Source organism: Pseudomonas sp. SDI, assembly GCF_003105155.1.
In the GTDB taxonomy this organism is placed as follows: Bacteria; Pseudomonadota; Gammaproteobacteria; order Pseudomonadales; family Pseudomonadaceae; genus Aquipseudomonas.
Genome location: NZ_QETK01000014.1, coordinates 24999 through 45581, shown reverse-complemented (window position 1 = coordinate 45581; position 20583 = coordinate 24999). Strand labels below are relative to the sequence as shown.

16 protein-coding genes and 1 pseudogene are annotated in these 20583 nt (G+C 63.6%); 11 read left to right on the top strand and 6 right to left on the bottom strand.

Annotation, left to right across the window (positions count from 1 at the left end):
- Window positions 1-66 precede the first annotated feature (66 nt).
- The 4 genes from dnaB to DCO48_RS11375 all read left to right on the top strand — a co-directional run bounded on the left by dnaB (window position 67) and on the right by DCO48_RS11375 (window position 7405).
- The gene (dnaB, locus tag DCO48_RS11390) at window positions 67-1464 is read left to right on the top strand and encodes a replicative DNA helicase (RefSeq protein ID WP_116550711.1); all 1398 of its coding nucleotides are present in this window, start codon (window positions 67-69) and stop codon (window positions 1462-1464) included.
- 101 nt (window positions 1465-1565) lie between these two features.
- On the top strand, window positions 1566-3869 hold the full coding sequence (locus tag DCO48_RS11385; RefSeq protein ID WP_116550710.1) for a YgiQ family radical SAM protein: 2304 nt from the start codon (window positions 1566-1568) through the stop codon (window positions 3867-3869).
- A gap of 156 nt (window positions 3870-4025) precedes the next feature.
- Window positions 4026-6512: a circularly permuted type 2 ATP-grasp protein gene (locus DCO48_RS11380; protein WP_116550709.1), complete on the top strand. Its 2487-nt coding sequence runs from the start codon at window positions 4026-4028 to the stop codon at window positions 6510-6512.
- The gene (locus tag DCO48_RS11375) at window positions 6512-7405 is read left to right on the top strand and encodes a transglutaminase family protein (RefSeq protein WP_116550708.1); all 894 of its coding nucleotides are present in this window, start codon (window positions 6512-6514) and stop codon (window positions 7403-7405) included. Before DCO48_RS11380 ends, DCO48_RS11375 begins: the two co-directional genes overlap by 1 nt.
- Here the strand turns inward: DCO48_RS11375 and DCO48_RS11370 are convergent.
- Complete coding sequence (locus DCO48_RS11370) at window positions 7402-7989, bottom strand: TIGR00730 family Rossman fold protein (RefSeq protein ID WP_116550707.1); 588 nt, start codon at window positions 7987-7989, stop codon at window positions 7402-7404. The two genes, DCO48_RS11375 and DCO48_RS11370, sit on opposite strands and share 4 nt — an antisense overlap.
- Window positions 7990-8340: 351 nt before the next feature.
- Here DCO48_RS11370 and azu point away from each other — a divergent pair, with 351 nt between their 5' ends.
- Window positions 8341-8787 carry an azurin gene (gene azu / locus DCO48_RS11365; protein ID WP_116550706.1) on the top strand — a complete coding sequence of 149 codons (447 nt, stop codon included), beginning with the start codon at window positions 8341-8343 and terminating at the stop codon, window positions 8785-8787.
- An 84-nt stretch (window positions 8788-8871) separates the two neighbouring features.
- Here the strand turns inward: azu and nadE are convergent, their stop codons facing one another.
- Window positions 8872-9699, bottom strand: coding sequence for an ammonia-dependent NAD(+) synthetase (gene nadE / locus DCO48_RS11360; protein ID WP_116550705.1), 828 nt, complete (start codon window positions 9697-9699; stop codon window positions 8872-8874).
- Window positions 9700-9705: 6 nt separating this feature from the next.
- Window positions 9706-10920, bottom strand: a complete 1215-nt coding sequence (gene pncB / locus DCO48_RS11355; protein ID WP_116550704.1) for a nicotinate phosphoribosyltransferase — start codon at window positions 10918-10920, stop codon at window positions 9706-9708.
- A 458-nt stretch (window positions 10921-11378) separates the two neighbouring features.
- Here pncB and DCO48_RS11350 point away from each other — a divergent pair, with 458 nt between their 5' ends.
- From DCO48_RS11350 to DCO48_RS11325, 6 genes are all read left to right on the top strand, one after another.
- On the top strand, window positions 11379-12515 hold the full coding sequence (locus tag DCO48_RS11350) for an ABC transporter substrate-binding protein (RefSeq protein ID WP_116550703.1): 1137 nt from the start codon (window positions 11379-11381) through the stop codon (window positions 12513-12515).
- A 162-nt stretch (window positions 12516-12677) separates the two neighbouring features.
- Window positions 12678-13592 (top strand): branched-chain amino acid ABC transporter permease LivH, encoded by a 915-nt coding sequence (locus DCO48_RS11345; protein ID WP_116550702.1) that lies wholly within the window; start codon window positions 12678-12680, stop codon window positions 13590-13592.
- A 2-nt stretch (window positions 13593-13594) separates the two neighbouring features.
- Entirely contained in the window at window positions 13595-14878 is a 1284-nt protein-coding gene (livM, locus tag DCO48_RS11340) for a high-affinity branched-chain amino acid ABC transporter permease LivM (protein WP_116550701.1), read from the top strand.
- Complete coding sequence (locus DCO48_RS11335) at window positions 14875-15750, top strand: ABC transporter ATP-binding protein (RefSeq protein WP_116550700.1); 876 nt, start codon at window positions 14875-14877, stop codon at window positions 15748-15750. The genes livM and DCO48_RS11335 overlap by 4 nt, the downstream gene beginning before the upstream one ends.
- A complete protein-coding gene (locus DCO48_RS11330) occupies window positions 15747-16463 on the top strand; it encodes an ABC transporter ATP-binding protein (protein ID WP_116550699.1) in 717 nt (238 codons plus the stop codon). The genes DCO48_RS11335 and DCO48_RS11330 overlap by 4 nt, the downstream gene beginning before the upstream one ends.
- A 679-nt stretch (window positions 16464-17142) precedes the next feature.
- Window positions 17143-17910 (top strand): SDR family oxidoreductase, encoded by a 768-nt coding sequence (locus DCO48_RS11325; RefSeq protein ID WP_116550698.1) that lies wholly within the window; start codon window positions 17143-17145, stop codon window positions 17908-17910.
- A gap of 69 nt (window positions 17911-17979) precedes the next feature.
- Here DCO48_RS11325 and DCO48_RS11320 read toward each other — a convergent pair whose 3' ends face one another.
- From DCO48_RS11320 to DCO48_RS11310, 3 genes and pseudogenes are all read right to left on the bottom strand, one after another.
- Entirely contained in the window at window positions 17980-19089 is a 1110-nt protein-coding gene (locus DCO48_RS11320) for an AGE family epimerase/isomerase (protein WP_116550697.1), read from the bottom strand.
- Between the two features lie 115 nt (window positions 19090-19204).
- Window positions 19205-19837, bottom strand: coding sequence for a TetR family transcriptional regulator (locus tag DCO48_RS11315; RefSeq protein ID WP_116550696.1), 633 nt, complete (start codon window positions 19835-19837; stop codon window positions 19205-19207).
- A 135-nt stretch (window positions 19838-19972) separates the two neighbouring features.
- Window positions 19973-20293: pseudogene (locus tag DCO48_RS11310) on the bottom strand (phage infection protein); the annotation flags it as partial.
- Between the last annotated feature and the right edge of the window lie 290 nt (window positions 20294-20583).

The window sequence follows — 20583 nt, the reverse complement described above, 5'->3', positions numbered from 1 at the left end:
CGGGCACGATCCTGTTCTACAGGTCGTGCCCTTTGTTTTTTTCAACACCCTGATTTCCAAGTGGCCATGAACGAGATAACCGCCCCCGAGCAATATGATCTGCAAACCGCTGCCCTGAAGGTGCCGCCGCATTCCATCGAGGCCGAACAGGCCGTGCTCGGTGGCTTGATGCTGGACAACAACGCCTGGGAGCGGGTGCTCGATCAAGTCTCCGACGGCGACTTCTACCGGCATGACCACCGCCTGATCTTCCGCGCGATCCACAAGCTGGCCGACCTCAACACCCCCTTCGACGTGGTCACGCTGCACGAGCAGTTGGACAAGGAAGGTTTGAGCTCGCAGATCGGCGGCCTGGGTTACCTCGGCGAGCTGGCCAAGAACACCCCGTCGGTGGCCAACATCAAGGCCTATGCGCAGATCATTCGTGAGCGCGCCACCCTGCGCCAGCTGATCAGCATCAGCACCGAGATCGCCGACAGCGCCTTCAACCCGCAGGGGCGCAACGCCGCCGAGATCCTCGACGAAGCCGAGCGACAAATCTTCCAGATCGCCGAAGCGCGGCCAAAAACCGGCGGCCCGGTGGGGGTCAACGAGCTGCTGACCAAGGCCATCGACCGCATCGACACGCTGTTCAACTCCGACAGCGACATCACTGGCCTGTCCACTGGCTATACCGACCTCGACGAGAAGACCAGCGGCTTGCAGCCGGCCGACCTGATCATCGTCGCCGGCCGTCCGTCGATGGGTAAGACCACCTTCGCCATGAACCTGGTGGAGAACGCCGTACTGCGCAGCGACAAGGCGGTGCTGGTGTACTCGCTGGAGATGCCAGGCGAATCGCTGATCATGCGTATGCTGTCGTCGCTGGGGCGTATCGACCAGACCAAGGTCCGTTCCGGTCAGCTCGACGACGACGACTGGCCACGCCTGACCTCGGCGGTCAACCTGCTCAACGACCGCAAGCTGTTCATCGACGACACCGCCGGCATCAGCCCGTCGGAGATGCGCGCACGGACCCGGCGCCTGGTGCGTGAGCATGGCGAGATCGGCATGATCATGATCGACTACCTGCAGCTGATGCAGATCCCAGGTTCCAGCGGTGACAACCGGACCAACGAGATTTCCGAGATCTCGCGTTCCCTGAAAGCCCTGGCCAAGGAATTCAACTGCCCGGTCATCGCCCTGTCGCAGCTCAACCGCTCCCTGGAGCAGCGCCCGAACAAGCGCCCGGTGAACTCCGACTTGCGTGAATCCGGAGCGATCGAGCAGGACGCCGACGTGATCATGTTCGTTTACCGCGACGAGGTGTATCACCCGGAGACCGAGCACAAGGGCATCGCCGAGATCATCATCGGCAAGCAGCGGAACGGCCCGATCGGCTTTATCCGCCTGGCCTTCATCGGCAAGTACACACGCTTCGAAAACCTCGCGCCGGGCAGTTACAACTTCGACGACGACGAATAAGTGACCGTGAGCAAATCCGACTCTTGACGTCGGATTTGGTCAAAATTTGTGCTATATTCCGCGCCCGCGATTTTCCTGCACATAAAGAACCGGTCACTGACATGCAAGCAGCCAAACCACTTTTCGACTATTCCAAGTACTGGGCCGAATGCTTCGGGCCAGCGCCTTTCCTGCCGATGAGCAGGGAGGAGATGGATCAGCTCGGCTGGGATTCCTGCGACATCATCATTGTGACCGGCGACGCCTATGTCGACCATCCGTCGTTTGGTATGGCGATCATCGGCCGTCTGCTCGAAGCCCAGGGTTTCCGCGTCGGCATCATTGCCCAGCCGAACTGGCAGTCCAAAGACGACTTCATGAAGCTCGGTGAGCCGAACCTGTTCTTCGGCGTCGCGGCCGGCAACATGGACTCGATGATCAACCGCTACACCGCCGACAAGAAGATCCGCTCCGACGACGCCTATACCCCCGGCGGCCTTGCCGGCAAGCGCCCGGACCGCGCCAGCCTGGTCTACAGTCAGCGCTGCAAGGAAGCCTACAAGCACGTACCGATCGTGCTCGGCGGCATCGAAGCGTCGCTGCGCCGGATCGCCCACTACGACTACTGGCAGGACAAGGTCCGCCACTCGATCCTGATCGACGCCTGCGCCGACATCCTGCTTTACGGCAACGCCGAGCGGGCCATTGTCGAAGTCGCCCAGCGACTGTCCCATGGCGAGAAGGTCGAGAACATCACCGATATCCGTGGCACCGCGTTCATTCGTCGCGACACGCCGAAAGACTGGTACGAAGTCGACTCCACGCGGATCGACCGGCCGGGCAAGGTCGACAAGATCATCAACCCGTACGTCAACACCCAGGACACTCAGGCCTGTGCCATCGAACAGGAAAAGGGCCCGGTCGAAGACCCGAACGAAGCCAAGGTCGTGGAGTTGCTGCCAACCCCGCGCATGACCCGCGACAAGACCGTCATCCGCCTGCCGTCGTTCGAAAAGGTTCGTAACGACCCGGTGCTCTACGCTCACGCCAACCGCGTGCTGCACCTGGAAACCAACCCGGGTAACGCCCGCGCGCTGGTACAGAAACACGGCGAGGTGGACGTCTGGTTCAACCCGCCACCGATTCCGATGACCACCGAAGAAATGGACTACGTGTTCGGCATGCCCTATGCGCGCATTCCGCACCCGGCCTACGGCAAGGAGCGCATCCCGGCCTACGAGATGATCCGCTTCTCGGTGAACATCATGCGTGGCTGCTTCGGTGGCTGTACCTTCTGCTCGATCACCGAGCACGAAGGGCGGATCATCCAGAACCGTTCGCACGAGTCGATCATTCGCGAGATCGAAGAGATCCGCGACAAGGTGCCGGGCTTCACCGGGGTGATTTCCGACCTCGGCGGGCCGACCGCGAACATGTACCGGATTGCCTGCAAGAGCCCGGAGATCGAATCCGCCTGCCGCAAGCCGTCCTGCGTGTTCCCCGGTATTTGCCCGAACCTGAACACCGACCACTCGGCGCTGATCAAGCTGTATCGTAGCGCGCGCGAGTTGCCGGGGGTGAAGAAGATCCTGATTGCCTCGGGCTTGCGTTACGACCTGGCAGTGGAATCGCCGGAGTATGTGAAGGAGCTGGTGACCCACCACGTGGGGGGGTACCTGAAGATTGCCCCGGAGCACACCGAAGAAGGCCCGCTGAACCAGATGATGAAGCCGGGCATCGGTTCCTATGACCGCTTCAAGCGCATGTTCGAGAAGTACTCGAAGGAGGCGGGCAAGGAGCAGTACCTGATCCCGTACTTCATCGCGGCGCACCCGGGCACCACCGACGAAGACATGATGAACCTGGCGCTGTGGCTCAAGGGTAATGGTTTCCGTGCCGACCAGGTGCAGGCGTTCTACCCGTCGCCGATGGCTTCGGCGACCGCCATGTACCACTCGGGCAAGAACCCGCTGCGCAAGGTCACCTACAAGAGCGACCCGGTCACCATCGTCAAGAGCGAAGCGCAGCGTCGCCTGCACAAGGCGTTCCTGCGTTACCACGATCCAAAAGGCTGGCCGATGTTGCGTGAAGCGCTGGAGCGCATGGGGCGGGCTGACCTGATCGGGCCGGGCAAGCACCAGTTGATCCCGCTGCATCAGCCGGCGACCGACACCTACCAGAGCGCGCGGCGCAAGAACTCGACGCCAGCGGGCAGCCACAAGGTGGGCAAGGATCAGAAGATCCTCACCCAGCACACGGGCCTGCCGCCGCGTGCCAGCGATGGTGCCAAGCCGTGGGACAAGCGCGAGGAGGCCAAGGCGGCAGCCTTCGCCCGTAATCAGGAAGCGGCCAAGGCGCGCAAAGACGCTGCCAAAGGCAATGGCAAGGGCGGCAAGAAGCCGCGCCAGCCGGTGTTCCCGCGCTAGATCCTCTCGCCGGACGAGCCCGCTCCCACAAGAGCACTGCGCTCTCCTGTGGGGGCGGGCTCGTCCCGCGCTGGGGCGTGGCACAACTCTTGCCCCGCTTTTCGCCATCGCGCGCGCGCGTTACCCTGACGCCACCTGCCGTCTTCGAGCTCGCCCATGGCCGACCTGCTGGACGCTTACCCACTCAGTACTGCCACCTACCACGAGCTGCTGCAGCCCGACGGCAGCGTGCGCCCGCACTGGCAAGCGCTGTTCGCCCAGTTGCAACGCAGCGGCCCGGCTCAGCTGGCCCAGCGCCAAGCTCTGGTGGATCGGCAATTGCAGGAAAACGGCGTTACTTACAACATCTACGCCGATCCGCAAGGCTCCGACCGGCCCTGGGAACTCGACCTGCTGCCGCACCTGCTGGCCGCCGCCGAATGGCAGCAATTGGCCGCTGGCGTGGCGCAACGTGCACAGCTGCTTAATGCGGTACTGGCCGATCTCTATGGCCCGCAACAGCTGATCGCCGACGGCCTGCTGCCGGCCGAGCTGATCTATGGCCATAACAACTTCCTCTGGCCATGCCAAGGCGTTGGCGTACCCCACAACACCTACCTGCACCTGTATGCCGTCGATCTGGCGCGTGGCCCGGATGGCCGCTGGTGGGTGACCGCCGACCGCACCCAGGCGCCTTCTGGCTTCGGTTACGCGCTGGAAAACCGCACCATTGTGGCGCGTGCCTTTCCCGACCTGTACCGCGAGCTCAACGTCCAGCACCTGGCCGGGTTCTTCCGCACCCTGCAACAAAGCCTCCTGCAGCAGGCACCGTGCGGCGAAGAAACGCCGCTGGTGGTGCTGCTGACCCCGGGGCGGTTCAACGAAAGCTACTTCGAACACCTCTATCTCGCCCGCCAGCTTGGCTATCCGCTGGTCGAGGGCAGCGACCTTACCGTGCGCGACGCCACCGTCTACCTCAAGACCTTGAGCGGCCTGCGCCGGGTGCACGCGATCCTGCGGCGGCTCGACGACGATTTCTGCGACCCGCTGGAGCTGCGCACCGATTCGGCGCTCGGCGTGCCCGGCCTGCTCGATGCGGTGCGTCAGGGCCGGGTGCTGGTGGCCAACGCGCTGGGCAGCGGGGTGCTGGAATCGCCTGGCCTGCTCGGTTTTTTGCCGGCGATCAACCAACAGCTGTTCGGCACCGCGCTGAGCCTGCCGTCGATTGCCACCTGGTGGTGCGGCGAGGCGCAGGCCATGGCCCAGGTGCTGGAAAAACTGCCGGAATTGCTGATCAAGCCGGCGTTCCCTTCGCAGAGTTTTGCGTCCGTGTTCGGCCGCGATCTGGACCCGACCGAACGCCAGGCGCTGGCCGCGCGGATTCAGGCGCGGCCCTATGCCTATGTCGCCCAGGAACGGGCGCAACTGTCTCAGGCACCGGTCTGGCAAGCCGACCAGGGCTGTCTGCAGGCACGCCCGGTCGGTATGCGCGTGTATGCCGTGGCCAGCGCCGACGGCTACCGGGTATTGCCTGGTGGCCTGACGCGGGTGGCGGCGCTGGCCGATGCCGAGGTCATCTCGATGCAGCGCGGCGGCGCCAGCAAGGACACCTGGATCGTCGGCGAAGCCGCGCCAGCTGGTGAGCAATGGCGCGCCAACCGCCCGCTGGGCGTCGCCGACGTGATCCGCCAGGACCCCTACCTGCCTTCACGGGTGGTGGAAAACCTGTTCTGGTTCGGCCGCTACTGCGAACGCTGCGACGCCAGCGCGCGGCTGCTGCGCAGCCTGCTCAGCCGCTACCTCGATGGCGACGACCCGCAGGCGCTCGACGCCGCCGTGGCCCTGGCGGAAAAGGTTTCGCTGCTGCCGCCGCACGGTAGCCTCGAGCAGCGGCTGCGCAGTGCCTTGCTCGATGCGGACTGGGCGTTCAGCCTGCGCGCCAACCTGCAACGCCTGCAGTGGGCGGCGGCGCAGGTGCGCGGCAAGCTCTCGCGGGAGAACTGGCAGGCGCTGGTCGAGTTGCAGCGCGAAGCGCAGGGGCTGGAGGGCGCGGGTGCCGACCTGGGTGAGTTGCTGGAGTTCCTCAACCGCCTGGTGATGTCGCTGGCGGCGATGTCCGGCTTTGCCCTGGACGACATGACCCGCGACGAAGGCTGGCGCTTCCTCATGACCGGCCGGCGGATCGAACGCCTGTATTCGCTCAGCACCAGCCTGGCGAGCTTTCTGCGTGGCCCCGGCGCGTTCGATCAGGCCGCGCTGGAATGGTTGCTGGAGCTGGGCAACAGCAGCATCACCTACCGCTCGCGCTACCTGGCGGTGGCGCAGTTGATCCCGGTGCTCGACCTGCTCCTGCTCGACGACCAGAACCCTCACGCGGTGCTGTTCCAGCTCAAGTTGCTGCTGCGCTCGCTGGAACGTCTGGGCGAGGCGTTCGGCACGCCGCAGGACCCGGCCCTGGGCGTGCTGGCCTCGCGCCTGCGCCCTCTCGACCTCGGCAGCCTGGAGCATCCGCTGTTCGGCAACGCCAGCGTGCGCGCGGTGCTCGACGGCTTGGCCGAGTTGCTGGAAAGCATAGCCCTGGCCAGCGAGCAGGTTTCGGCGCGTCTGGCGCTGCGCCACTTCGCCCATGTCGACGATGTCAGCCAGCAGACGGTATCGACCTGATGAGCGCCCGTTACCGGATCCTCCACGACACCCATTATCGCTACGACAGCCCGGTATCGCTGGCGCAGCAACTGGTGCACCTGTGGCCGCGGCCCTGTGCCTGGCAGCGTTGCATCAGCCGGACGCTGGACGTGGCGCCGGTGCCGACCCGCCAGCGCGAAGAGTACGACATCTTTGGCAACCTGCTGATTCGCCTGGCGCTGGAACGTCAGCACGAGTCGTTACGGGTTGGCAGTCAGGTCGACGTGGATGTGTTGCCTCGGGCCGTGCCGGACCTGGCCGGCTCGCCGCCCTGGGAGCAGGTCCGTGCAGCGCTGGCCTACAGCGGGCAACCGCTGCCGGCGGAGCACCTGGACGCCTGCCGCTACCGCTTCGAGTCGCCCTATGTGCGCCTCAAGCAACGCCTGGTGCAGTTTGCCGAGGCGTGTTTCCCAGCCGGCCAGCCGGTACTGCTCGGGGTACAGGCGTTGATGGAAACGATCTTTCGCGAATTCACCTTCGATGCCGGCGCCACCCAGGTCGCCACGCCGCTGCTGGAAGTGCTGGAGCGGCGTCGCGGGGTGTGCCAGGACTTCGCCCACCTGATGCTCGCCTGCCTGCGTTCGCGCGGGCTGGCGGCGCGCTATGTGAGCGGCTACCTGCTGACGCAGCCGCCGCCCGGCCAGCCGCGACTGATCGGTGCCGATGCCTCGCACGCCTGGGTGTCGGTGTTTTGCCCGGGGCAGGGCTGGGTGGATTTCGACCCGACCAACAACCTGCGTCCGGCGCTGGAGCACATTACCGTGGCCTGGGGCCGGGACTTTTCCGATGTGTCGCCGTTGCGCGGGGTGATTCTGGGCGGCGGTAGCCATGACCCACAGGTGCAGGTCACGGTGCTACCGCTGGAGCCTTAGCGCGGCGGCTGTTCGGCCCATTTCGGTGCGGCCAGCGGCTGCCAGGCGGCGAGGGCGTCGAGCAGCGCCTCGGGTTCGCCGTTGCGCTGCAGCATGGCCCGGTGCTGCGGGCGGACGAAGCCTTCGCCGACCAGATGGTCGAGGAAGCCGCTGAGCTTCTCGTAGAAACCGTTCACCTCCAGCAGGCCCAGTGGCTTGCCGTGGTAACCCAGCTGGCCCCAGGTCCACACCTCGAACAGTTCTTCGAGGGTGCCCAGGCCGCCGGGCAGGGCGATGAAGGCATCGCTTAGCTCGGCCATGCGGGCCTTGCGTGCGTGCATGCCGTCGACCACTTCCAGGCGGCTCAGGCCAGGGTGGCCGATTTCGGCGTTCTTCAGGCTTTCGGGAATGATCCCGAGCACTTCGCCGCCCGCCGCCAGTGCGGCATCGGCGACGATGCCCATCAGGCCGACGGCGCCGCCGCCGTACACCAGGGTCAGGCCCCGGCGGGCGATGGCCTGGCCGAGGGCGATGGCGGCTTCACGGTAGACGGGGTTGTTGCCGGTGCTGGCACCGCAGAAGACACAGACGGAACGTAAAGACATGGCTGACTCCTGGTCGAATTCGCGCCACAGGGTACGGTGCCGACCTGGGTCTTCCAAGCCTTGTGTCATTCCGCGCGGCTGAACGCCATGGCGCTACCGCTGGCGCCGCACGCATAGGCGGCCAGCAGGTTGTGTATCAGGCTATTGATGGTCATGGCAAAAAGTCCTTGTTGAGAGGTTGTCGCATCCTCCCTTATTGGCGCATGATGGTCTCTTAGATTTCCTGTATACAATCCATAGAACAAAATCACTGCCTGGCTACCGGCCTCGGGCTTGACCCACATCATGGGCTTGCCGGGTGCACTCGGGCAGTCTTGAAATCGATAAAACCCCCTGCCATGGAGATTCACGATGTTTGCCAAAGTTGTAGCAGTATCCTTGCTGACCCTCGCCGGCACTCAGGCGTTCGCTGCTGAATGCAAGGTCACCGTCGACTCCACCGACCAGATGGCCTTCAGCACCAAGGCGATTGAAATCGACAAGAGCTGCAAGACCTTCACCGTTGAGCTGACCCACTCCGGCTCCTTGCCGAAGAACGTCATGGGCCACAACTGGGTGCTGAGTAAAGAAGCCGACATGCAGCCGATCGCCACCGACGGTCTGAGCGCCGGTATCGACAAGGCTTATCTGAAAGAAGGCGACACCCGTGTGATCGCTCACACCAAGGTGATTGGCGCCAAGGAATCCGACTCGGTGACCTTCGACGTGGCCAAGCTGGCAGCAGGCGAGAAGTACGGCTTCTTCTGCTCGTTCCCTGGCCACATCTCGATGATGAAAGGCACCGTTACCCTCAAGTAATCGCGCCACCCTTATCGCGGGGCGAGCCCGCTCCCACAAGAGCACTGCGCTCTTTTGTGGGAGCGGGCTCGCCCCGCGATGCTGTTAAGGGGCGAGCGGCAGCTCACGCTTGTGCTGCGTCTTGCGGTACGTGTTGGCGATAATCTCGAACGCCTGCGCGCTCACCGGCTGCCCATGCAGGAAGGCATCGATCTGCGCATAGGTCACCCCGTGCGAGGCCTCGTCCGGCTTGCCCGGCGCCAGGTCTTCCAGATCCGCCGTCGGCACTTTCTCCACCAGCGATTCCGGCGCGCCAAAGCTGCGCGCGATATCCCGTACCTGGTTTTTCACCAGCCCGCTCAGCGGCGCCAGGTCGCACGCGCCATCGCCGAACTTGGTAAAGAAGCCCATCACCGCTTCGGCCGCGTGATCGGTTCCGATCACCAGCCCCTGCCGTGCACCGGCGATGGTGTACTGCGCCACCATGCGCATGCGCGCCTTGGTATTGCCCACGACGAAATCGACCATGCTCGGCGCACCGCCTTCCAGGGCCTTCACTTCCAGGGCCAGGGCACGCACCGCCGGCGCGATGTCGACCGTATGCACCTCGTCGGCCTTGATCACCTCCAGGCAGGCCTGGGCGTCATGCTCATCGTGCTGCACCTGGTACGGCAGGCGCACCGCGATGAAGCGGTAGGCGGCGTCGCCGGTCTCGCTGCGCAGCTCGTTGACCGCACGCTGGGCCAGCAGCGCGGCGGTCAGCGAATCGACCCCGCCACTGATGCCGAGCACCAGCACCTTGAGCTGGGCGTTGTGCAGGCACTGCTTGATAAAGGTCACGCGCCGGGCCACTTCGGCCTGCCGGGCGGCGGCGTCGGCGAACGGCGGCTGCACCTTGAGCGCTTGGGCAATCTCTTGCTGAACGGCTTGCATGCTGGGCTACTCCTTGGAATCGGTCGGGGGAACTTTGAATACGTGGCGCAAGTAGGCGACAAAGTTCGGATCGCGGCATTGGGTCTTGGCCGCCTCGTCGGAAATCTTCGCCACGGGCTGGCCGTTACAGTCGGTCATTTTAAGCACGATGCTCATCGGCGCCACGCCGGGAATGTCGCAGGTCAGGTTGGTGCCGATGCCGAAGCTGACATTGATCCGCCCGCGCAGCGCCCGGAAGATCTCCAGCGTGCGCGCCAGGTTCAGGCCGTCGGAGAACACCAGGGTCTTGGTCATTGGGTCGATGCCCAGGCTGCGGTAATGCGCGATGGCTTTTTCGGCCCAGACCACCGGGTCGCCGGAGTCATGGCGCAGGCCGTCGAACAGCTTGGCGAAGTACAGGTCGAAATCGCCGAGGAAGGCATCCATGGTGATGCAGTCGGTCAGTGCGATACCGAGCAGGCCCCGGTATTCGCGGACCCAGCAATCGAGCGCGGCGATCTGGCTGTCGATCAGCCGCGGGCCGAGTTGCTGGTGGGCCATGATCCATTCATGGGCCATGGTGCCGAGCGGCTTGATGTCCAGTGTGCGTGCCAGGTGCACGTTGCTGGTGCCGACGAAGCGCGCCGGGAAGTCGGCCTTGAGCAGCTGCACCACCTGTTCCTGCACGGCGTAGGAAAACCGCCGGCGGGTGCCGAAATCGGCGACCTGCAATTCGCGCAGTTCCTCGCTGCTGGCGTTCGCCCGCAGCCAGTCGAACTTGCGGTACAGCTGCTCGCTGGCCTGGTCCAGGCGCACCTGTGGATAACGGTTGCGGTTGCGCACTTCGCTGATGATCGCCAGCAGCGGCACTTCGAAGAGGATCACGTGTAGCCACGGGCCGTGCAGGCGCAGCACCAGTTCGTCGTGCTCGATGCCCAGGTGCAGGTAGCGCAGGTTGAAGCGAAACAGACCGAGAAAGCGCAGGAAATCTGGCTTCATGAAGCTGATCTGCTCAAGGAAACCCAACTGCTCGGCGCTGATGCTCAGTTCGGCCAGGCGCTCGATCTCGCTGCGGATCTGCGCCAGGTATGGCCGCAGGTCTTCACCGTTGCGGCAGCGGAACTCCCATTCGACGTCGACGTTGGGGTAGTTGTGCAGTACCGCCTGCATCATCGTCAGCTTGTAGAAGTCGGTGTCGAGGATGCTTTGCACGCTGCGCTCGGCGAATGCGCTTTCGCTCATAAGAGGCTCCAGAGGTGGCGCGTGCCATCAAGGCCGCCAATGGTGCTCATTGTGCCAGTGTTTGCCGCGCTATTGCCGTCGGTAATGGGGTAAATCGGTAGCAGGCTATGGGTAGCGGCGGTTTGTCGTTCCAGCGGCTAGCCTCAAATGGTGCCCGCTGTAGCAGTCGCGCACCAAGGATGTGCAGTTCGGTTACGCATCCTGTTACAGGCTGGTTGCACGTAAACACTCGGCAGGGTTGCAATGATGGCACGGGGTGGTTGCGCTTTTTTCCTATCGACGGTGGCGCTTACCGTGGGGCAGACGGTTGCACGGCCAATGAAATTGGCTCGGCAGACGCGGGTGGCAATCCTGAGCGGGCATTTTTCCAGAACAAAAATCTACTGGCACGGCCCTTGCTCATTGCAATTGCTGATCGTTGTAGTGCCAACCAAAAAAATTATCAGGAGCACCACCTCATGTCGCAGACGTTTTACAAGAAAGGCTTCCTGGCCCTGGCCGTAGCAACGGCGCTGGGCGTTTCTTCGTATGTTCAGGCCGACGTCAAGATCGGTGTAGCAGGGCCTATGACGGGGGCCAACGCAGCGTTTGGCGAGCAATACATGAAAGGTGCGCAGGCAGCGGCCGATGCGATCAACGCTGCCGGCGGGGTAAACGGCGAGAAGATCGTCCTGGTCAAGGGCGACGACGCCTGTGAGCCGAAGCAGGCTGTGGCCGTGGCCAACCGCCTGGCCGATCAGGACAAGGTGGCCGGCGTGGTCGGGCATTTCTGCTCGTCCTCGACCATTCCCGCCTCGGAGGTGTACGACGAAGCGGGGATCATCGCCATCACCCCTGGCTCCACCAACCCACAGGTGACCGAGCGTGGCCTGGGCGCGATGTTCCGCATGTGCGGGCGTGACGACCAGCAGGGCATCGTGGCCGGCGACTACATCGTCGACGTGCTCAAGGGCAAGAAAGTCGTCGTGCTGCACGACAAGGACACCTACGGTCAGGGCCTGGCCGATGCCACCAAGGCGCAGTTGGCCAAGCGCGGCGTGACCCCGGTGCTGTACGAAGGGCTGACCCGTGGCGAGAAAGACTTCAGCGCCGTGGTCACCAAGATTCGCGCCGCCGGTGCCGACGTCGTCTACTTCGGCGGCTTGCACCCGGAAGCCGGCCCGCTGGTTCGCCAGCTGCGCGAGCAGGGCCTGAAGGACGTGAAGTTCATGTCCGACGACGGTGTGGTCACCGACGAACTGGTCACCACCGCCGGTGGCGCGCAATACGTCGACGGCGTGTACATGACCTTCGGCGCCGACCCACGCCTGCTGCCCGACAGCAAGGCGGTGGTGGATGCCTTCCGCAAGGCCGGCACCGAGCCTGAAGGCTACACCCTGTACGCCTACGCCTCGGTGCAGGCACTGGCCGCCGGTTTCAATGGCGCCAAGTCGAACAAAGGCGAAGACGCGGCCAAGTGGCTCAAGGCCAACCCGGTGAAAACCGTGATGGGCGAGAAGGCCTGGGACGCCAAGGGCGACCTGAAAGTCTCCGACTACGTGGTCTACCAGTGGGACAAGGACGGCAAGTACCACCAACTGGAAAAACAAAAATAACAACGGTAACCGACCCGGGCCCGCGTGGCCTGGGTCGCTACCCGGTTTTGCGCCGTACCTGTCTTTTCTCGTAGATCTGCACAACCCTGCGCTGCGAGGGCCGCTTCATCCGTGGCTCACCGTAGTCGGCGCTTGTGCAATCTCAACTCGTGAGATTGCGTTATGGATGGTATTTTCCTGCAGCAACTGATCAATGGTCTGACCCTGGGGTCGGTCTATGGTCTGATCGCCATCGGCTACACAATGGTCTATGGCATCATCGGCATGATCAACTTCGCGCACGGCGAGGTGTATATGATTTCCGCGTATCTCGCGGCAATCAGCCTGGCATTGCTGTCGTATTTCGGGCTCGAATCCTTCCCGCTGCTGATTCTCGGCACCCTGATCTTCACCATCGTGGTCACCGGCGTGTACGGCTGGACCATCGAGCGTATCGCCTACAAACCCTTGCGTAACTCCACCCGGCTGGCACCGCTGATCAGTGCCATCGGCATCTCGCTGATCCTGCAGAACTATGCGCAGATCAGCCAGGGCGCACGCCAGCAAGGGGTTCCGACCCTGCTCGAAGGCGCCTGGCGCCTGGACATCGGCACCGGCTTCGTACAGCTCACCTACACCAAGATCTTCATCCTGGTGGCGGCGTTCGTCGGCATGGGCCTGCTCACCTACATCATCAAGTTCACCAAGCTCGGCCGCATGTGCCGCGCTACCCAGCAGGATCGCAAGATGGCTTCGATCCTCGGCATCAATACCGACCGGGTGATCTCCTACGTATTCGTCATCGGTGCCGTCATGGCGGCCCTGGCCGGCGTGCTGATCACCATGAACTACGGCACCTTCGACTTCTATGCCGGCTTCATCATTGGCATCAAGGCCTTCACCGCGGCGGTACTCGGTGGCATCGGTTCGTTACCGGGCGCCATGCTCGGCGGGATCATACTCGGCATCTCCGAGTCGCTGTTCTCCGGGCTGATCAACTCCGACTATAAAGACGTGTTCAGCTTCTCGCTGCTGGTGCTGATTCTGATCTTCCGTCCTCAAGGCCTGCTGGGTCGCCCACTCGTGGCGAAGGTGTAAGTATGTCTGCTGCCAAAACAACCCGATTCGATATCAAGCGCAGCCTGATCGACACGATCCTCGCCGGGCTGCTTTCCCTGATCGTCTTTGGCCCGATCGTCGGCGTGGTGCTCGACGGCTACAGTTTCAACCTCGAACCCAAACGTGTGGCCATGCTGGTGGCGGTGGTGATGGCCGGGCGCTTCCTGCTCAGCCTGTTCATGCAGACCCCCAAGGGCCAGGCCATCCTGCAGGGCTTCGAGGGCGGCGGTTCCGGGGTGCACGTGCTGGCGCCGGACTACAAGTCGCGGCTGCGCTGGATCATTCCGGCGCTGATCGTGATCGCCATCATCTTCCCGATCTTTGCCAACAAGTACCTGCTGACCGTGGTCATCCTCGGCCTGATCTACGTGCTGCTGGGCCTGGGCCTGAACATCGTGGTCGGCCTGGCCGGCCTGCTCGACCTGGGCTACGTGGCGTTCTACGCCATCGGTGCCTATGGCCTGGCGCTTGGCTACCAATACCTCGGTTTGGGCTTCTGGACGGTGCTGCCACTGGCCGCCATCGCCGCTGCGCTAGCCGGGTGCATATTGGGCTTTCCGGTGTTGCGGATGCACGGCGACTACCTGGCTATCGTCACCCTGGGCTTTGGCGAAATCATCCGCCTGGTACTGAACAACTGGCTGTCGTTCACCGGTGGGCCGAACGGCATGCCGGTGCCGTCGCCGACGTTCATGGGCCTGGAGTTCGGCCGCCGGGCCAAGGACGGCGGGGTGCCGTTCCATGAGTTCTTCGGCATCGACTACAACCCCAACCTGAAATTCCTGTTCATCTACATCGTGCTGTTCCTGGTGGTGCTGGCGGTGCTGTACATCAAGCACCGGCTGACCCGCATGCCGGTCGGGCGCGCCTGGGAAGCGTTGCGCGAAGACGAGATCGCCTGCCGCTCGATGGGCCTGAACCACGTGCTGGTCAAGCTCTCGGCGTTTACCCTGGGGGCTTCAACCGCCGGCCTGGCCGGGGTGTTTTTCGCCAGCTACCAGGGCTTCGTCAACCCGTCCTCGTTCACCTTCTTCGAGTCGGCGCTGATCCTCGCCATCGTCGTGCTCGGCGGCATGGGTTCGACGGTCGGCGTAGTGATTGCCGCCTTTGTGCTCACCGTGGCCCCTGAGCTGCTGCGCAGCTTCTCCGAGTACCGCGTGCTGCTGTTCGGCGTGTTGATGGTGCTGATGATGATCTGGCGACCGCGTGGGCTGATCCGCATCAGCCGCACCGGTGTGACCCCGCGTAAAGGAGTGGCGCCATGAGCGACGACGTTATTCTCTCGGTCGACAACCTGATGATGCATTTCGGCGGGATCAAGGCCCTCAGCGACGTGAGCCTGAAGGTCAAGCGCAATGCCATCTTCGCCCTGATCGGCCCCAACGGCGCCGGCAAGACCACCGTGTTCAACTGCCTCACCGGGTTCTACAAGGCCAGCGGCGGCAAGATCGAGCTGAACCTGCGCGGCACCCGCACCAATGTGATCCAACTGCTCGGCGAACGCTTCCAGGCGGCCGACTTCGTCTCGCCCAAGCGTTTCGGCAGCCGGCTGTATTACAAGATGTTCGGCGGTACCCACCTGGTCAACCGCGCCGGGCTGGCGCGGACCTTCCAGAACATTCGCCTGTTCAAGGAAATGTCCGTGGTGGAAAACCTGCTGGTGGCCCAGCACATGTGGGTCAACCGCAGCCTGCTGGCCGGGGTGCTCAACACCAAGGCCTACCGCAAGGCCGAGAGCGATGCGCTCGACCATGCGTTCTACTGGCTGGAGGTGGTCGACCTGGTCGACTGCGCCAACCGCCTGGCCGGGGAACTGTCCTACGGCCAGCAGCGGCGGCTGGAGATCGCCCGGGCGATGTGCACGCGCCCGCAGGTGATCTGCCTCGACGAACCGGCGGCGGGCCTCAACCCGCAGGAAACCGAAGCGCTGAGCAAGATGATCCGGGTATTGCGCGACGAGCACGACCTTACGGTCGTCCTGATCGAACATGACATGGGCATGGTAATGAGCATTTCCGACCATATCGTGGTGCTGGACCACGGCAACGTGATCGCCGAAGGCGCGCCGCAGGAGATCCGTCACAACCCGACGGTGATTGCCGCCTACCTGGGTGCCGACGAAGAGGAACTGGTATGAGTGCACCTATCCTCGAACTGAAAGAGCTCGACGTGTTCTACGGGCCGATCCAGGCCCTGAAAAAAGTCTCGCTGCACATCGACGAAGGCGAAACGGTGAGCCTGATCGGTTCCAACGGCGCCGGCAAATCGACCCTGCTGATGTCGATCTTCGGCCAGCCGCGGGCGGCGGCCGGGCAGATCATCTACCGCGGCACCGACATTACCCACAAGTCCTCGCACTACATCGCCTCCAACGGCATCGCCCAGTCGCCGGAAGGGCGTCGGGTGTTCCCGGACATGTCGGTGGAAGAGAACCTGATGATGGGCACCATCCCGATTGGCGACAAGTTCGCCAGCGAGGACATGCAGCGCATGTTCGATTTGTTCCCACGGCTCAAGGAACGGCGTAACCAGCGGGCCATGACCATGTCCGGTGGTGAGCAGCAGATGCTGGCCATCGCCCGCGCGTTGATGAGCCGGCCGAAGCTGTTGTTGCTCGACGAACCGTCACTGGGGCTGGCGCCGATCGTGGTCAAGCAGATCTTCGCCACCCTGCGTGAACTGGCCAAGACCGGCATGACCATCTTCCTGGTCGAGCAGAACGCCAACCACGCGCTGAAGCTGTCGGACCGAGCCTACGTGATGGTCAACGGGCAGATCCGCCTGAGCGGTACCGGGCAGGAGCTGCTGGTCAACGAGGAGGTGCGTAACGCCTATCTTGGCGGACATTGACCGCATGTTCAGGAAAAGCCCCGCCAAGCGGGGCTTTTTTTCGTTCGCGGTTTTGTGGACAAGTTATTCGCGATGCTGCGTGTAACGCGACAGAAAGTCGCTGCAAGCAGTTGTTTTAGCGGCGCTTGGAGTTGTCCACGGTTCGTGTGGAAGCGACTGTGGGTAACTTGGTAGTACCTGTCCGCAGGCCACGGTTTATAAGGGTTACAGCCTTGTGATCGTTTTTTGACCAGTGCTCGAGCGGTGGGCCGAAGGCGTGATTGTCAAGGTTTTTATAGCGAGCCGAAAACACCCTCAAAGCCGTCTATCAGCCTGTGGATAACTCTGTGGGCAAGCCTTGGAAAGACCGCCGTGGGCAGCGGAATTACAGGCCCGGCGCCATCATCGCGAGTTATCCCCGTGTGGCGTATGCGAACGGGTGGTTCAACGCCGGCAGCGGGCGTCAAGGAAAATACTTTTGCGTACACCCCGCAGGCTGTGGAAAACCGCGCCCTGGCGCGCGCGCAGTTGCCCCCAATCTGTGTGGAAGGGCTTGTGGATAACATGCGCATAGGCTGCGCCAGCCCAGCGGCCACGGGGCTTTGCCGGGGTTGATCGTTTTTTGTACAGCGACACAAGCGACTTGCTGTGCGGTGGGCTGGCGGGGCAAGCTTGCAGGCCTGACTCCAAGGAGAATCACATGACTTCCACCGTATTCATCACTGGCGCCACGTCCGGTTTTGGCGAGGCCTGCGCCCGTCGTTTTGCCGCGGCAGGCTGGTCGCTGGTGCTTACCGGCCGCCGTCAGGAGCGCCTGGATGCGCTGTGCGCCGAGCTTTCCCAGCACACCGACGTGCACGGCCTGGTGCTGGATGTGCGCGACCGCAAAGCGATGGAAGCGGCGATTGAACAGCTGCCGCCGACATTCGCCAAGCTGCGTGGGCTGATCAACAACGCCGGGCTGGCGCTGGGCGCGGACCCGGCACCCACATGCGACCTGGATGACTGGGAAACCATGGTCGACACCAACATCAAGGGCCTGATGTTCAGCACCCGCTTGTTGCTGCCGCGGTTGATCGCCCATGGGCGTGGGGCGACGATTCTCAACGTCGGTTCGGTGGCGGGTAATTATCCGTACCCGGGCAGCCATGTGTACGGCGGCACCAAGGCGTTTGTCGGGCAGTTCTCGCTGAGCCTGCGTTGCGACTTGCAAGGCACCGGGGTGCGGGTGAGCAACATCGAGCCGGGGCTGTGCGAGAGCGAGTTCTCGCTGGTGCGCTTCGGCGGTGACCAGGCGCGGTATGACGCCACCTATGCCGGGGCGGAGCCGATCCAGCCGGAGGATATTGCCGAGACGATCTTCTGGATCATGAATCAGCCGGCGCATATCAATATCAACAGCCTGGAGCTGATGCCGGTGAGTCAGGCCTGGGCCGGGTTTTCGATTGACCGATCCGGCAAGGCTTGAGGGCCCTATCGCAGGCAAGGCCAGCTCCTACAGAGGGTCGTGTGGGAGCCGGCGTTGCCGGCGATAGCGTCAGAGCAGCCGCTGCAACCCTTGCAGGCAGGTCGCCAGATGGTAAGGCGTCGTCGACGGCATGTCGCTGCGGCTCACCTGGCCAGCCGCGTCGCGGCACTCATACCAGCCGGCCTCCGGCAGGAAGCGCGCCTGTAGCGTGCGCAACTGCGCCAGCACCTTGTCGGCCGCCCCCGGCCGCAAGGCCAGCGCCCGCAGGTACTCGGCCTGGGCCCAGATCCGCTGGGTGGCATCGCGCACCTCGCCTTCGGCACTGAGCATCGCCAGCACCGCGCCATCCTTCACTCCGCACTGCTCGGCATAGCCGAACGCGCGCTGCAGCGAGCCATGCAGCTCGCCCCCGCGCAGTAACGGCGAGGACTCCAGCAGGTAGAACCATTCGAATTGGTGACCCGGCTCGAACCAGTTATCCACAGCCCCGCGCGGCTTCTCCAGCATCACTCCGTGCTGCGGTTCGACGAACTGCGCCTGCATGGCCTCGGTCAGTGCCAGCAGTGCGGCGTGCGCCTGGGCGTCTTCGCGCACGGACACCGTGGCCAGGAACGCCTCGGCCAGGTGCATCAGCGGGTTTTGCAGCGGCCCGCTGTTGAGGTCCGACCAGTCTTCGCCGAGGCTGGCCTCGTACAGGCCGTCGCCTGTGGAAAACTGTTCGGCGATCACCGTCAGTGCGGCGTTGAGGGTCGACTCCACCAGCGGCTCTTTGACCTTGCTCCAGTAATGGGCGCAGGCGAACACGATGAAGGCGTGGGTGTAGAGGTCCTTGCGCCGGTCCAGCGGTTTGCCCTGGGCGTCAATGCTGTAGAACCAGCCGCCGTGTTCGGCGTCGTGGAAGTGCCGTTGCAGCGAACGGAACAGCGCAGCGGCGCGGTCGCTGGCGCCGGGCTGCTCGAAGCGGCTGCTGAACAGGTACAACTGACGCGCGCAGGCCATGGCTCGGTAGCGTTGCGCCGGCAGCGGCTGGTGCTGCGGGTCGAGGGCTTCGAAGGGCAGGGCCATCTCGGCATTCCAGCCCGGGCCTTGCCAGAGCGGCACGATGCGCTGGTCGAAGTGTTGCTGGATTTCGTCGAGCAGGGCGGGCAGTTCAGGCTGGGCGGTGCGCAGGTCGGGCATGGGCAAGTCGTCGCGGTGGAGGCGGTTTGGGCGCAATGGTAGCAGGATTTGTTAGCGGCTTTCGGGCCACATCGCGGGACGAGTCGGGTCGCCGCATCGCCACACAGAGGTGCGGTCAGTCCAGGCTGCCCAGCCCCTGCCAGTACTTGGCACCGACAAAGATAAAGCGCAACTGCTGAAGAATCTTCGCCTGCGCGCTCAACTGCCCAGGCTTCAGTTCCTGTGGCGGGTCGATCAGCTCCGGCAAGGTGGCGAACACGGTCTTCACCACCAGGTCGGCCATCACCGCCAGCGCCGCCTGGTCCAGGTGCTGCCAGCGCGGCATGCGCCCGAGGTCGGCAGCGAGGTCCGAGCTGATCGCTTCGCGCAACTTGGCAATTGCCTGGCGCACCGGTTGCGAGCCGCCGTACTGCTCTCGGGCGAGAAACAGGAACTGCGCACGGTTGGCCGTGACCACATCGAGAAAGATCCGCACCGAGGCATCGGTGATACCACCCAACTCGAATTCGTTCTGCCGCACCAGGCGGATGGTCTGGCGGAAGGTTTCGTCGACTTCGGTCACCAGGGCCAGGCCCAGTTGATCCATATCGGCGAAATGCCGGTAGAAACCGGTTGGCACGATGCCCGCACTCCTGGCCACTTCACGCAGGCTGATGCTGCCGAAGCCGCGACCGCTTTCCATCAGGTGGCGGGCTGCATCCAGCAGGGCTTGGCGGGTCTGTAGTTTCTGTTCGGCGCGCGGCAGCATGGCGGGTATCGGTATGCAATAAAACAGCCCTGCACTCTAATGGCAGCGAGGCGGAAAACAAAGCCCGGTCAATAGACCGGGCTGGGAGGATAGGTGCAAGTGCATGCGGGCATCTTGTTATGGGGCATAGGCTTAACTCACGCGCTGGTTTTTCTCGATCAGGCGATCGGAGCCGCCCTCGGCAACCGCGTTATTACGCTCCAGCAGACGCTCCGAACCGCCTTCGGCAACACGGGCGGCACGTTCTTGCAGGCGCTCGGCGCCACCTTCGGCGACCCGGGCAGCACGCTCATTCAGACGATCCGAACCGCCTTCGGCGAGGCTGTTCAGTGGCTGGGAAATCACCGCCGAACTCGACCGCGCTTCGGCAGACAGGTGCTGGTCGGCAGCGGGAACAGCGAAGGCGTTGGCGGCCAGGATGGACAGGGACAGGCTCAGCAGCAATTGGCGTTTCATGGCTTGGCGCTCCTTGGGAGGGCTGGAAAGTGGGTACGGGGCCAATGCTACGCTCGAGAATTAGATATAAAAGTTCATAAAGGTAATGGTAACAATCAACGGGATTGATACTTTCCGGCGGGGGCTCTAGGTCGCTTGTTTGCGCGGAGTGAGTGTGGTCGTTGCGGCGCCCGTGCAGGGTTTTGCAGGCCGCCCCCCGAAGGGCGAAACTGGCGAAAGCGTCAGGAAAAACCTGGTTATCATCGCCCGCCGATTAAACCCCGCGACGTTTCGTCAGTCCCAAGGTTAAG